At 37.6% G+C, this 13,421-nt stretch carries 13 protein-coding genes and 3 pseudogenes; 12 read left to right on the forward strand and 4 right to left on the reverse strand.

All coding sequences use genetic code 11. The features are described from left to right. From PCY08_RS09685 to msr(D), 6 genes are all read left to right on the forward strand, one after another. On the forward strand, positions 1-2,096 hold a 2,096-nt coding region (locus PCY08_RS09685), incomplete at its 5' end, for an LPXTG cell wall anchor domain-containing protein (protein ID WP_301560208.1). Between the two features lie 192 nt (positions 2,097-2,288). Beyond that, positions 2,289-3,263: a DUF1002 domain-containing protein gene (locus PCY08_RS09690; RefSeq protein WP_223141037.1), complete on the forward strand. Its 975-nt coding sequence runs from the start codon at positions 2,289-2,291 to the stop codon at positions 3,261-3,263. Between the two features lie 74 nt (positions 3,264-3,337). After that, entirely contained in the window at positions 3,338-4,693 is a 1,356-nt protein-coding gene (rlmD, locus tag PCY08_RS09695; protein ID WP_301560209.1) for a 23S rRNA (uracil(1939)-C(5))-methyltransferase RlmD, read from the forward strand. 514 nt (positions 4,694-5,207) lie between these two features. Further along, positions 5,208-5,378 carry a hypothetical protein gene (locus PCY08_RS09700; protein WP_000873143.1) on the forward strand — a complete coding sequence of 57 codons (171 nt, stop codon included), beginning with the start codon at positions 5,208-5,210 and terminating at the stop codon, positions 5,376-5,378. A 385-nt stretch (positions 5,379-5,763) separates the two neighbouring features. After that, the gene (mef(A), locus tag PCY08_RS09705; protein WP_301560210.1) at positions 5,764-6,981 is read left to right on the forward strand and encodes a macrolide efflux MFS transporter Mef(A); all 1,218 of its coding nucleotides are present in this window, start codon (positions 5,764-5,766) and stop codon (positions 6,979-6,981) included. 119 nt (positions 6,982-7,100) lie between these two features. Then, a complete protein-coding gene (gene msr(D), locus PCY08_RS09710; RefSeq protein ID WP_000420313.1) occupies positions 7,101-8,564 on the forward strand; it encodes an ABC-F type ribosomal protection protein Msr(D) in 1,464 nt (487 codons plus the stop codon). Positions 8,565-8,681: 117 nt separating this feature from the next. Here msr(D) and PCY08_RS09715 read toward each other — a convergent pair whose 3' ends face one another. The 4 genes from PCY08_RS09715 to PCY08_RS09730 are packed head-to-tail and all read right to left on the reverse strand — an operon-like array spanning position 8,682 to position 9,926. Then, the gene (locus PCY08_RS09715) at positions 8,682-8,981 is read right to left on the reverse strand and encodes a DUF5960 family protein (RefSeq protein ID WP_001072467.1); all 300 of its coding nucleotides are present in this window, start codon (positions 8,979-8,981) and stop codon (positions 8,682-8,684) included. Then, positions 8,968-9,336 (reverse strand): hypothetical protein, encoded by a 369-nt coding sequence (locus PCY08_RS09720; RefSeq protein ID WP_000567222.1) that lies wholly within the window; start codon positions 9,334-9,336, stop codon positions 8,968-8,970. Before PCY08_RS09720 ends, PCY08_RS09715 begins: the two co-directional genes overlap by 14 nt. Positions 9,337-9,348: 12 nt before the next feature. Continuing rightward, positions 9,349-9,684: a hypothetical protein gene (locus tag PCY08_RS09725; protein ID WP_000806926.1), complete on the reverse strand. Its 336-nt coding sequence runs from the start codon at positions 9,682-9,684 to the stop codon at positions 9,349-9,351. Further along, positions 9,681-9,926, reverse strand: a complete 246-nt coding sequence (locus PCY08_RS09730) for a hypothetical protein (protein ID WP_001813542.1) — start codon at positions 9,924-9,926, stop codon at positions 9,681-9,683. The genes PCY08_RS09725 and PCY08_RS09730 overlap by 4 nt, the downstream gene beginning before the upstream one ends. 494 nt (positions 9,927-10,420) lie before the next feature. Here PCY08_RS09730 and PCY08_RS09735 point away from each other — a divergent pair, with 494 nt between their 5' ends. The 6 genes and pseudogenes from PCY08_RS09735 (at position 10,421) to PCY08_RS09760 (ending at position 13,212) form a co-directional block, all read left to right on the forward strand. Next, on the forward strand, positions 10,421-10,582 hold the full coding sequence (locus PCY08_RS09735; protein WP_223141034.1) for a hypothetical protein: 162 nt from the start codon (positions 10,421-10,423) through the stop codon (positions 10,580-10,582). Further along, a pseudogene (locus PCY08_RS09740) lies at positions 10,579-10,726 on the forward strand (replication initiator protein A); the annotation flags it as partial. The gene PCY08_RS09735 and the pseudogene PCY08_RS09740, both read left to right, overlap by 4 nt. A gap of 12 nt (positions 10,727-10,738) precedes the next feature. Then, positions 10,739-11,294: pseudogene (locus PCY08_RS09745) on the forward strand (CHAP domain-containing protein); the annotation flags it as partial. Between the two features lie 174 nt (positions 11,295-11,468). Then, positions 11,469-12,467, forward strand: a complete 999-nt coding sequence (locus PCY08_RS09750) for a hypothetical protein (RefSeq protein ID WP_301560211.1) — start codon at positions 11,469-11,471, stop codon at positions 12,465-12,467. Beyond that, positions 12,457-12,921: pseudogene (locus PCY08_RS09755) on the forward strand (hypothetical protein); the annotation flags it as partial. The gene PCY08_RS09750 and the pseudogene PCY08_RS09755, both read left to right, overlap by 11 nt. Positions 12,922-12,951: 30 nt before the next feature. Next, positions 12,952-13,212, forward strand: coding sequence for a hypothetical protein (locus PCY08_RS09760; RefSeq protein WP_301560212.1), 261 nt, complete (start codon positions 12,952-12,954; stop codon positions 13,210-13,212). Positions 13,213-13,421 lie beyond the last annotated feature (209 nt).

Below are 13,421 nucleotides of genomic sequence, written 5' to 3' on the forward strand. Positions count from 1 at the left end.
ATCCGATGAAACCAGATACAGATAAACCAGTAGAACCAGGTAAGGAACTACCAAACCTTCCAACCAACCCAGGTGATGATACCCCAATCATCTACGTTCCAATCGTAAATGATGTGACAAAACCAACTAAACAAACTGTAACCTTTGAAGGAGCAGGTGACAAGACTCCGGCTGCCGATGTCCAAAATGACTTCACATTTACTGGTAAAGAAAAACAAGCTGATGGAACTACAACATGGACTGAAACTAGTCACACCTATGGCAAGGTTACTGTCCCAGTTGTAGATGGATACTACTCAGATAAGGCAGAAGCTGGATCTAAAGTGGTAACTCCAGATCAACCAGAAGTAACAGACCATGTTATCTACAAACCACTTGGAAGCTTGGTTCCAAAATCTGATGATCCAAAATTCCCATCTACGCCAAAAGTGAAGTATCCAAATGATCCGACAGATCCAACTAAGCCAAGTAAACCAATTGTGCCAAATGTCCCAGGTTACAAACCATACTTGCCAGATCCAAACGATCCAACGAAACCAGATACAGATAAACCAGTAGAACCAGGTAAGGAGCTACCAAACCTTCCAACAAACCCAGGTGATGATACTCCAATCATCTACGTTCCAATCGTAAATGATGTGACAAAACCAACTAAACAAACTGTAACCTTTGAAGGAGCAGGTGACAAGACTCCGGCTGCCGATGTCCAAAATGACTTCACATTTACTGGTAAAGAAAAACAAGCTGATGGAACTACAACATGGACTGAAACTAGTCACACCTATGGCAAGGTTACTGTCCCAGTTGTAGATGGATACTACTCAGATAAGGCAGAAGCTGGATCTAAAGTGGTAACTCCAGATCAACCAGAAGTAACAGACCATGTTATCTACAAACCACTTGGAAACTTGGTTCCAAAACCAGAAACACCAAATGATCCAAACTTCCCATCAACACCAGGTGTTAAATATCCGAACGATCCAACAGACCCAACGAAACCAGGTCAACCAGTCGTTCCTGATGTACCAGGTTATGAACCACACCTTCCAGATCCAAACGATCCAACGAAACCAGGTCAACCAATCCAACCAGGAACACCTGTAACACCTGATAAACCAGGGGAAGATACGCCAATCATCTATGTACCAAAAACAAATGATGTGACGCAACCAACAAAACAAACGGTAACCTTTGAAGGTGCAGGTGTAGATACTCCAACTCCTAATGTTCAAACTGACTTCACATTCACTGGTAAACAAAAACAGGCAGATGGTACAATTACATGGGATCAAACAAGTCATACATACGGTAAGGTTATTGTTCCAGTTGTAGAAGGATTCTATTCAGATAAGGCAGAAGCTGGATCTAAAGTTGTAACTCCAGATCAACCAGAAGTAACAGACCATGTTATCTACAAACCACTTGGAAGCTTGGTGCCAAAATCTGACGATCCAAAATTCCCATCAACGCCAAATGTGAAGTATCCGAATGATCCGACAGATCCAACCAAACCAAGTAAGCCAATTGTGCCAAATGTCCCAGGCTACAAACCATACTTGCCAGATCCAAACGATCCAACGAAACCAGATACAGATAAACCAGTAGAACCAGGTAAGGAACTTCCAAACCTTCCAACCAACCCAGGTGAAGATACCCCAATCATCTACGTTCCAATTAAACCAGAGAATCCGACAGTTCCAACTCCTGGACCAAAACCAGAGAATCCGACAGTTCCAACTCCTGGACCAAAACCAGAGAATCCGACAGTTCCAACTCCTGGACCAAAACCAGAGAATCCGACAGTTCCAACCCCTGGACCAAAACCAGAGAATCCGACAGTTCCAACTCCTGGACCAAAACCGGAGAATCCGACAGCTCCAACTCCTGGACCAAAACCGGAGAATCCGACAGTTCCAATTCCAGAACCAAAACCTCAAATTCCTGTTACTTCGGAACCAAAACTTTTAGATCCTGAAAAAGTAGTTTACGAATTGCCAAATACAGGTGCGGATTCAAACTCAGTAATGACTGGACTTGGAATCATTGGAATAGCGACAACACTATTAGGGTTAGCTCAAAAGAAAAAAGAAGACTAAATTAAAAATCTAGTTAAATAAAAAATTTTCATGAGCAAATCACTTGTATAAAAGATTAGAGAAGACTATCTTGCTCTTCTCTTTTCTTGTATTATGAATAGTGAGATAATTTTACTCAATATGATTTAGTAACTGTATAAGACTTTTTTAAGTTTTGTAAGGTATGCTAGAATGGAAAAGGAGGAGCGTCCAATGAGAAAGAAATTCTTTCTGACTAGTGCTGCAGTTCTTTTAGCAGTTGTAACTTTGCAAAGCGCTCAAGCAGCCACTGATGTTCAAAAAGTAATTGATGAAACTTATGTTCAACCTGAGTACGTCTTGGGTTCTTCACTCACTGAAGATCAAAAAAATCAAACTTTAAAAAAACTCGGCTATAACGCCTCTACAGATACCAAAGAACTGAAGACTATGACGCCAGATGTCTACTCAAAGATTATGAACGTCGCCAATGACTCTAGTCTCCAGCTCTATTCGTCTGCAAAAATTCAAAAATTAGGTGAAAAATCTCCACTTGAAGTGAAGATTGAAACCCCTGAAAATATCACTAAAGTGACCCAAGACATGTACCGTAATGCGGCCGTTACCTTGGGTGTTGAACATGCTCGTATAACCGTGGCTGCACCAATCCCTGTAACAGGTGAAAGTGCCCTAGCAGGTATTTACTATTCATTAGAAGCTAATGGTGTTCAACTTCCTCAAGAAAATAAAGACCTAGCTCAGGAAGAACTAAAAGCCTTGTCAGACATCAACGATGAAAACAAGGACAAATCAGGCTATGATGCCAATAAACTCAATGTAGCCCTTGCCGATATCAAATCTGCTATCGCTAAAGCAAAAGAGTCCAAAGGTGAGCTTACTGAAGATGATGTTCGTAAGATTGTTGAAGATACGTTGAAAAATTATAAGCTGGATCAGGTTATAACAGGAAACCAGATCAATGTCATCATCAACTTTGCCTTTAATCTTTCTAAGAGCGATATTTTGAATAACGAAGACTTTACAAAGACTCTAAAGGATCTGAAACAAAGTATCGTTGAGCAAGCAGGAGATAGTTTTAGCAATATCGACCTTAACTTTGATGCTAATAAAGCTATTCAAGACGGTGGCAATATCCTCAGTGCTATTTGGCAAGCAATTGTAAACTTTTTCAAGAGTTTTGGTGCTTAGGCTAATTCATGGTATAATAGATGGTAGCAGAACAGTTGCCGTCTTTTTTTGTCGGCTGATAGAAAGTGAAACATATGTTAAAGAAAAATGATATTGTAGAAGTAGAGACTGTCGATTTGACACATGAAGGAGCAGGTGTTGTCAAGGTAGATGGCTTGGTCTTTTTTGTTGAGAATGCTCTACCGACTGAGAAGATCCTTATGCGTGTCCTTAAAGTCAACAAGAAGATTGGCTTTGGTAAGGTTGAGGAATACCTTACACAATCTCCTCACCGTAATCAAGACTTAGATTTGGCTTACCTGCGTTCAGGGATTGCTGACTTGGGACATCTAGCTTATTCAGAGCAACTCAAGTTTAAAACCAAGCAAGTAAAAGACAGCCTCTATAAGATTGCTGGAATCAGGGATGTAGAGGTTGCTGATACTCTTGGTATGGAAAATCCTATCAAGTATCGTAACAAGGCTCAGGTTCCTGTTCGTCGCGTTAATGGTGTTCTGGAGACTGGTTTCTTCCGTAAGAATTCTCACGACCTTATGCCATTGGAGGATTTTTACATTCAGGATCCAGTCATTGACCAAGTTATTGTAGCTTTACGTGATTTGCTCCGTCGATATGACTTGAAGCCTTATGATGAGAAGGAACAGTCAGGATTGATTCGTAACCTTGTTGTTCGTCGAGGTCACCATTCGGGACAAATCATGGTTATATTAGTGACAACTCGTCCTAAAGTTTTCAGAGTTGAACAGGTGATTGAACAAATCGTCAAGCAATTTCCAGAAATTGTGTCTGTCATGCAGAATATCAATGATCAAAACACCAATGCGATTTTCGGTAAAGAATGGCGTACACTTTATGGTCAAGATTACATTACAGATCAGATGTTGGGTAATGATTTCCAAATCTCTGGACCAGCTTTTTACCAGGTCAATACAGAAATGGCAGAGAAACTCTATCAGACAGCTATTGACTTTGCGGAGTTAAAACAAGATGATGTCGTCATCGATGCCTACTCAGGAATTGGGACTATTGGCTTATCTGTCGCTAAGCATGTCAAGGAAGTCTATGGAGTAGAGGTTATCCCAGAAGCAGTAGAAAATAGCCAGAAGAATGCTTTATTAAACAATATCACCAATTCCCACTATGTCTGTGATACTGCTGAAAATGCCATGAAGAATTGGCTCAAGGAAGGCATCCAACCAACTGCTATCCTAGTCGACCCACCACGTAAGGGCTTGACCGATAGCTTTATTAAGGCAAGCGCACAAACAGGAGCTGATCGCATCGCTTATATCTCTTGTAATGTCGCCACCATGGCGCGTGATATCAAACTCTACCAAGAGTTGGGCTATGAATTGAAGAAAGTCCAGCCGGTGGATTTATTTCCGCAAACGCATCATGTTGAGGCGGTAAGTTTGCTAGTCAAGGAGTAAAACGACGAAGATTAGCATTTACTTCCGCCCATGCGATAGCTGTCCGTGATTGACAAGTGCTAGCACGCAGACAGAACGGAGATAGCGAACCGCTGAGTGTGTCGCTCTGCTCGTAAAAGCTTAGAAACCTTTGAACGAAAGGGATAATGAAAGCCTTGATTGCAAGGCTTTTTGCTTTATGGTGGGTAAGTATCAGAGTGAGAAAATTTTTGGAATGAGTAGAAGTGATAGCTAGAAATTATCAGTTTCTATTTCCATTTACCCTGTGGGTACGTGTTTGTTTCCATTGACAAGGAGTTTGTGGGAATAGAAATGTACCCACCTTGTTTGAATCAAGTGAAGTGTAGTTGAAGGAAATCTGTTGAAAGCAATACTTCATTTTACCGAATAAGTAATAATTTAGGCAACTTCAAATCGATTAAAAAAAACTATTTTAAAGGTTAAGAGTAGACAAAAATTGTCCACTCTTTTTTGCAAACTCAATTTATCAATAAATGAAATGAGGGAATGTAAAATGAAATATTTTGAGGTTGAGTTAGAAAATCCTGATGAATTTTTAAAACTACAAACAGAAGATTTTGTGAAAGCTAATCGCTTGCTACTAAGGAAGATAATCCAGAGCGTTACAGTCTATGAAGAAAACTTCGTCATATCCTTTAAATCTGGCATCGAATTGGAAGTATGAGTCTCATTCCATAACTTTTATATTGAACATATCATCTTGTTGTGTTATACTATAAATTGATATAAACAAAGATGTAGGAGGAACCGAAACTATGACAGCCTCAATGCGTTTAAGATAAGCTGGCAATAAAAAAAGCAGAATCTATACCCGATGATAGGCTTTTTTGTTGTGCTTATTTATACGATATTGAGCATTCATTAGTTACGGTGAGGATATTGGTTATTTAACTATACCTTTATTTAACTATGTCTTTAATATGAATGTTTCCAAATTGTATGTATGCAGACCAAAAGCCACATTGTGGGGTTTGGCCTGCATTTTTTATTGCCTAGAATGCTATTCAAAATAGAAATTCAAGCAAAATAATATGCAGGAGATAATATAAATGGAAAAATACAACAATTGGAAACGAAAATTTTATGCAATATGGGCAGGGCAAGCAGTATCATTAATCACTAGTGCCATCCTGCAAATGGCGATTATTTTTTACCTTACAGAAAAAACAGGATCTGCGATGGTCTTGTCTATGGCTTCATTAGTAGGTTTTTTACCCTATGCGATTTTGGGACCTGCCATTGGTGTGCTAGTGGATCGTCATGATAGGAAGAAGATAATGATTGGTGCCGATTTAATTATCGCAGCAGCTGGTGCAGTGCTTGCTATTGTTGCATTCTGTATGGAGCTACCTGTCTGGATGATTATGATAGTATTGTTTATCCGTAGCATTGGAACAGCTTTTCATACCCCAGCACTCAATGCGGTTACACCACTTTTAGTACCAGAAGAACAGCTAACGAAATGCGCAGGCTATAGTCAGTCTTTGCAGTCTATAAGCTATATTGTTAGTCCGGCAGTTGCAGCACTCTTATACTCCGTTTGGGATTTAAATGCTATTATTGCCATCGACGTATTGGGTGCTGTGATTGCATCTATTACGGTAGCAATTGTACGTATACCTAAGCTGGGTAATCAAGTGCAAAGTTTAGAACCAAATTTCATAAGGGAGATGAAAGAAGGAGTTGTGGTTCTGAGACAAAACAAAAGATTGTTTGCCTTATTACTCTTAGGAACACTATATACTTTTGTTTATATGCCAATCAATGCACTATTTCCTTTAATAAGCATGGAACACTTTAATGGAACGCCTGTGCATATTTCTATTACGGAAATTTCCTTTGCATTTGGGATGCTAGCAGGAGGCTTATTATTAGGAAGATTAGGGGGCTTCGAAAAGCATGTATTACTAATAACAAGTTCATTTTTTATAATGGGGACCAGTTTAGCCGTTTCGGGAATACTTCCTCCAAATGGATTTGTAATATTCGTAGTTTGCTGTGCAATAATGGGGCTTTCGGTGCCATTTTATAGCGGTGTGCAAACAGCTCTTTTTCAGGAGAAAATTAAGCCTGAATATTTAGGACGTGTATTTTCTTTGATCGGAAGTATCATGTCACTTGCTATGCCAATTGGGTTAATTCTTTCTGGATTCTTTGCTGATAAAATCGGTGTAAATCATTGGTTTTTACTATCAGGTATTTTAATTATTGGCATTGCTATAGTTTGCCAAATGATAACTGAGGTTAGAAAATTAGATTTAAAATAAACAATATTGGAGGAATATTTATGTATCTTATTTTCATGTAACTCTTCCTGCTAAAATCGCAGGGTTTTCCCTGCATACAAGCAAATGAAAGCATGCGATTATAGACAGGAGGAAATGTTATGGAATTAATATTAAAAGCAAAAGACATTCGTGTGGAATTCAAAGGACGCGATGTTTTAGATATAAATGAATTAGAAGTATATGATTATGACCGTATTGGTTTAGTAGGAGCAAATGGTGCTGGAAAAAGCACTTTACTCAGGGTACTTTTAGGAGAATTAACTCCCCCAGGATGTAAAATGAATCGTCTGGGTGAACTTGCCTATATTCCCCAGTTGGACGAAGTAACTCTGCAGGAGGAAAAAGATTTTGCACTTGTAGGCAAGCTAGGTGTTGAGCAATTAAATATACAGACTATGAGCGGTGGTGAAGAAACAAGGCTTAAAATAGCACAGGCCTTATCGGCACAGGTTCATGGTATTTTAGCGGATGAACCTACGAGCCATTTAGACCGTGAAGGAATTGATTTTCTAATAGGACAGCTAAAATATTTTACAGGTGCACTGTTAGTTATTAGCCATGACCGCTATTTTCTTGATGAAATAGTAGATAAAATATGGGAACTGAAAGATGGCAAAATCACTGAGTATTGGGGAAACTATTCTGATTATCTTCGTCAGAAAGAGGAAGAACGTAAGAGCCAAGCTGCAGAATACGAACAATTTATTGCGGAACGTGCCCGATTGGAAAGGGCTGCGGAGGAAAAGCGAAAACAGGCTCGTAAAATAGAACAGAAGGCAAAAGGTTCTTCAAAGAAAAAAAGTACTGAAGACGGAGGGCGTTTAGCTCATCAAAAATCAATAGGAAGTAAGGAAAAAAAGATGTATAATGCTGCTAAAACCCTAGAGCACAGGATTGCGGCCTTAGGAAAAGTAGAAGCTCCGGAAGGCATTCGCAGAATTCGTTTCAGGCAAAGTAAAGCATTGGAGCTCCATAATCCATACCCTATAGTCGGTGCAGAAATTAATAAAGTATTTGGGGATAAGGCTCTGTTTGAAAATGCATCTTTTCAAATTCCGTTAGGAGCAAAAGTGGCGTTAACTGGTGGTAATGGAATCGGAAAAACAACTTTAATCCAAATGATCTTAAACCATGAAGAAGGAATTTCTATTTCGCCTAAGGCAAAAATAGGTTACTTTGCACAGAATGGTTACAAGTACAACAGTAATCAGAATGTTATGGAGTTTATGCAGAAGGATTGTGACTACAATATATCAGAAATTCGTTCAGTGCTAGCATCTATGGGGTTCAAACAGAACGATATTGGAAAAAGTTTATCTGTTTTAAGCGGTGGAGAAATTATAAAATTGTTGCTTGCTAAAATGCTCATGGGTAGATATAACATCCTAATAATGGATGAACCCAGTAACTTCCTTGACATACCAAGTTTAGAGGCTTTGGAAATACTAATGAAGGAGTACACCGGAACTATCGTGTTTATCACCCACGATAAACGATTACTCGAAAATGTAGCAGATGTAGTTTATGAAATTAGAGATAAGAAAATAAATCTGAAACATTAAATTTAAGGTAGTCGCTGGTCAGTATAGTCTGTTCTGGTTGGCGACTCCATTGTTAAAGAGTATAAAGACTTTAGATTTTATGAATATTAAAAATAGGAACAGTCAATTGAACTGCTCCTATTTTTCTGCTAAATATATTGTAGTTTTCTTATATGTATAATGATAGATTAGCGGATTCTCATCTACGGTACTTACTTCAAATATGAAGAAGTGATCGCGGTTATCTCTGGACTTTTCCTTATTGAGGACAAAGTAATTCTTACGTGAAGTCGCCATTGTTTTTAGGATATCATCAGTTAGGAAGGTCAATGGAATATTCATGTTAGAGTAGCGGTAGAAGTCACGTTCAAAATCTTGGTAGCTCTCGCTATAATAGTCCATTTGTAGGTGATTACGCTGAAACTCAAGCTGATTCATAGAGCACCTCCTCGACAAGTTCAATACTAATAATGTCTTTTAATTTCAAATTGATGTGACCTGTTGTAGTTTTTATCAAAATGAAATCTTTGGTCAGACTTGGTATTGTTCCAGTGTAGGAAACACGCTTGTTTTTTTCAATCACTTGAATGCGTGTGCGTAGCTGCCCGGCGTATACTTGACTGAGGAGTAATAATTTCTTCTCTAGTGATAAGTCAGACATGTACGTTACTTTGTTTGTATCATCAGAGAGTGCTGATGCATGTTCAGATAGGAAAAAGCCCATCCATTTTTGCATCTTTGTATCCTGGTACTCTCTTGCTGATTGAAATGGTAAATATGAACGGTCAATCATATCAAATCCTTTCTATGCAGAGGCAAGGGTATTTTTATCAAATTGAATCGTAAAACCTTGAATTCCCCCACCTGTGTAACATTCTTTAAAGCGATTGATTACCTCAGTATAGATTATCACAGATGAGCTTGTTGGCTTAATGCTAAATGTAAATTCCAATGGTAATCGGTTTTCAGATTTAGCATGTACTAGTCGTATCGATATTTCAGTTGTTTTGAGTTTTCTCTGACGAAGTTTTGAAGTTGCTGTTTCAACGATTCCATGTAAAAATCTTTCAAGCATTTCAATATCATTACATCCTTTGCTACGGATTTCTGAAAATTGTACTGTATTTTTTTCTTGTTTCATTTTAATCCCTCCAATCCACCCGCGGAATGACCACCGATAAGTTTACTGCGTTCAATATTTCTGGAACCTTCAGTTAGGACGGTTCCTTTTTGTATGGCTAAAAAACCAAACTGTTCTCTGACAACATCAATAGCTGTCTGAAGTCTATTATCTTTTTCAATTTGTTCTACATCATCAAAGAGTGATAGTAGAGTATAGCTTTCATCTACGAAGCCACTATAAGATACACCAATTTGTCTCACTGCACCAGAGGTGTATTTTTTCGGAATAATACAAGTACATGACTCACCATTGTTTTGGGGAGATTTGCGGGTTCAATTTTATTCTGAGCATTTATAGATTTTTTCATCTCAGTCCTAGAATAGCCAATATGAATAGAAACGACAGTAGTCAATACTAGGGCTACTGTTCCGTTCCACAGTATCATTTAAAAATCATTTTCACACCCTTTCGTCTATTAGTATAGAAGAAAGCTCTCAGCACATACTGAGGCAGTAGCGTTGTTGCGAAGAGTAAAAGGATGAAAATCTTTTATTTCAAGCGTTTTGTCTTTGTAGATAAAGGCAATTTTGACATCAAAAAAGTCCTAAAAAGGTACATGGAAGTAAATGTATTTACGGATATCGCCCACATATCGGAAAAATGAATACAACAATAAATATTTATATCTCAAGCGAGAACTATTCTATATGGTTCTCGATTTTTTTGCGTTTAAGGAGAAATTTTGTAGAAAGAAATGCAGTCATCACATCATATCGTGATTTCTTATCTAGTCCGACAAACTGGCCTGGATATTGTTGAAGTAACAGCTGTGATGGCTGATTTGGAAAAGAGTGGTTTGGTTCAAATCCAACCAGGTGATGAACTGGAGATAAAAGAGTGGGGAGGTATCTCATGAAAAAGATTACAGCAAATCAATATCAAACGTCTGGCGCTATTACAAGATCCCAAAGATTCTCTTTGAGGATGAACGAGGGACATGAAACTGAAAGTCAAGATGGTTTATGCGGTTCTTAAAGACCGCCAAGAGCTGTCTCTTAGTCTTAGTTGGGAGGACAATCCCTATTATACCAATTGGCTTAATGATTTCTTTGGAAATACGGGTAAGTCCAGCTAGTCTCGCTTTCTAACCTACTGGGAGGGTAATTCAAGAAACAAGTTACTAAAATGCAAGACCAGAGAGACAGAGTAGTATTACCAGATTGAAAAGGTTTTTTGTCAACCAAATGGAGTCACAGCCCAAAGTGATTCTAAGGCTTTGGAAAGTTTGCGAAGGGATGGTAACTCGATTCCAGGAGGTAGCGATGGTATTGTTATGCTATGGCTAGTGTACCTGGGGAGTAGCAGCTCGCATCAAGCAGTTAGGATTAAAACTCAAGGACAGAAATGGGGAAAAGATTCCCATTATCAACATCATGGGAAATGCTCGAGACTAGGTGGCAACCGCTGCAATTCTGGGTGGTGAAACAGGCTCTATTCCAAGAGCTGAAGTTATTATCTCATTTGTCGATGACAGTCATGGGACCTTTGTTCCTTATGGTCATGTGTCTTTTGTCAAGGAGGTCTATCCAGATGATTCATTTCTGGTATCGGAAACCAATGTCGATGGAAGACGATTTAGTGCCATGAATTTTGCTTATGCGACGAAATTAAGAATCTTTACTTGAAATTTTCTAATATTTTGGTGACTTATAGTTTTTGTAAGTCGCTTTTTATTATCAAAAAACTTGCATTTTATCATTTAAAATGATAAAATACGTACAAAATGATAAAAAGGAAAAACAATGAATGTTCAAAAGATAATTTCTATTTTTCAATCGTTTTATATTAATGTAAGTGTTGAAAAAATAGCTTTAACTTTACCAATTAGTTTTGAAAAAAGATTTCAATATGTCCAAATGAAATTTCATAAGGAGTCATTTTTATTGATTAAAGAAAAGAGAAGAGGAAGTTTAAACTCATTTGTTACTCAAGCTCGTATTATGGGTGAAAAAGCTAGTATGGACGTTATTTTGGTATTTTCAAAGCTATCTGACAATGAAAAAAAACAACTCCTTCAAGCTAGAGTTCCTTTTGTAGATTTCAAGGGAAATCTCTTTTTTCCTCCATTGGGATTAGTATTGAATGCTAATGATGATGTTGCAACATCTAAAGAATTAACACCTAGCGAACAATTGACTTGGATTGCCTTTTTATTGACAAAAGGTCAAAAAGTAGTAGATGTTGATATGCTTTCACAGGTAACTGGACTTCCAAACTCAACGATTTATAGGTGCTTGAGGACTTTTAAAACTTTAGATTGGTTAAATAAGCCAAATAAACTTTACACCTATACAGCATCAAAAAAAGAATTATTCTTAAAATCAGAATCCTATTTATTTAATCCAATCAAAAAACGGCTCTTATTGCCAGATGTAGATCTGAAGAATATAAAATCTGCTTCTAGTCTTCTATATGGTGGTACGTATGCTTTATCTTATTTGACTTTTTTAGCTGAATCGTATGAAAATAGTAGCTATGTCATATCACAGAGACAATTCAATAAATTATCCTTGCCATTATCTCAGCATGTTTTAGAAGGCAAGGTATTAGAAATATGGCGATATCGCCCTTTTGTATCTGAATTTTGGAACGATTTTAAAGAAAATCAAGATAGACAGTTTGTAGATCCTATTTCTCTTTATTTGACCTTAAAAGATGATGATGATCCACGTGTGGAGGAAGAGATTGAAGTACTAAAAAGTAATATATTACATTATCTAGGAGAAGATGATGCCAGCTAATACGAAAGCTATTTTTCAAGAAATGTTTGCGAATTTTCAAGACTATTATGTTTTGATTGGAGGGACTGCAACCTCTATTGTATTGGACTCGCAAGGATTTAAAAGTTGGACAACAAAAGATTATGATATGGTAATCATTGATGAATTAAAAAATAAGGAATTTTATGATACCTTGAATCACTTTTTAGAATTGGGAGAATATCAAGGAAGTCAGAAGGATGAAAAAGCACAGCTATTTCGATTTACAACCAATAAGCCTGAGTTTCCTTCTATGATTGAACTATTTAGCATTTTACCAGAATACCTATTAAAGAAGGAGGGGAGAGAAATACCCTTACATTTTGATGAAGATGCTAGTTTGTCGGCCTTATTATTGGATAAGGATTATTATAATATATTGGTGCATGAAAAAGAATCTATTCAGGGATACTCGGTGTTGAGTAATCGTGGTTTAATTATTTTCAAGGCTAAAGCTTGGTTGGATATGAGAGAACGCTCTGCCATAGGTATTCAAGGTTTAAGTAAAGCCATAAAAAAACATTTGAACGATATTACTCGATTAACAGCTTTATTAGTAGGAAGTGAAAAACTGTCAAATATAACCTCTAGTGACACGGTGAAAGCAGATATGCACCGTTTTGTGATAGAACTTGAGTCTGTGATATCAACTATTCCTCAAAATGATGATATTTTGTTGAATCGGAATGAAGTTTTTGAAATTTTGAAAGATTTTTTAGATAGTTAAAATAATTGTAGTAACATAGGTATATTGGAATGTGGCATACTTGTTTATGTCTGGGAGGACTGATGCATCAGTTCTCCCGTTTTTATGTGACTATTAGTCCGTCTCGCTCCGTGAGGTGCGAGACAAATAAACCACCCGCTATGCGGGTGCGCGTCGAAGGTTATACCAAAAAAACTCCAAGCGCGATACAATAAAGGTGTTCAAGCCAA

The sequence above is a fragment of the Streptococcus sp. SO4 genome, assembly GCF_030440055.1.
Classification (GTDB): Bacteria; Bacillota; Bacilli; order Lactobacillales; family Streptococcaceae; genus Streptococcus; species Streptococcus nidrosiense.

Coding starts and splice junctions, on each gene's coding strand:
- PCY08_RS09690 (WP_223141037.1), top strand. CDS start 2,289: ATGAGAAAGAAATTCTTTCTGACTAGTGCTGCAGTTCTTTTAGCAGTT.
- rlmD (WP_301560209.1), top strand. CDS start 3,338: ATGTTAAAGAAAAATGATATTGTAGAAGTAGAGACTGTCGATTTGACA.
- PCY08_RS09700 (WP_000873143.1), top strand. CDS start 5,208: ATGAAATATTTTGAGGTTGAGTTAGAAAATCCTGATGAATTTTTAAAA.
- PCY08_RS09715 (WP_001072467.1), bottom strand. CDS start 8,981: ATGAATCAGCTTGAGTTTCAGCGTAATCACCTACAAATGGACTATTAT.
- PCY08_RS09720 (WP_000567222.1), bottom strand. CDS start 9,336: ATGATTGACCGTTCATATTTACCATTTCAATCAGCAAGAGAGTACCAG.
- PCY08_RS09725 (WP_000806926.1), bottom strand. CDS start 9,684: ATGAAACAAGAAAAAAATACAGTACAATTTTCAGAAATCCGTAGCAAA.
- PCY08_RS09735 (WP_223141034.1), top strand. CDS start 10,421: ATGCAGTCATCACATCATATCGTGATTTCTTATCTAGTCCGACAAACT.
- PCY08_RS09750 (WP_301560211.1), top strand. CDS start 11,469: ATGAATGTTCAAAAGATAATTTCTATTTTTCAATCGTTTTATATTAAT.
- PCY08_RS09760 (WP_301560212.1), top strand. CDS start 12,952: ATGAGAGAACGCTCTGCCATAGGTATTCAAGGTTTAAGTAAAGCCATA.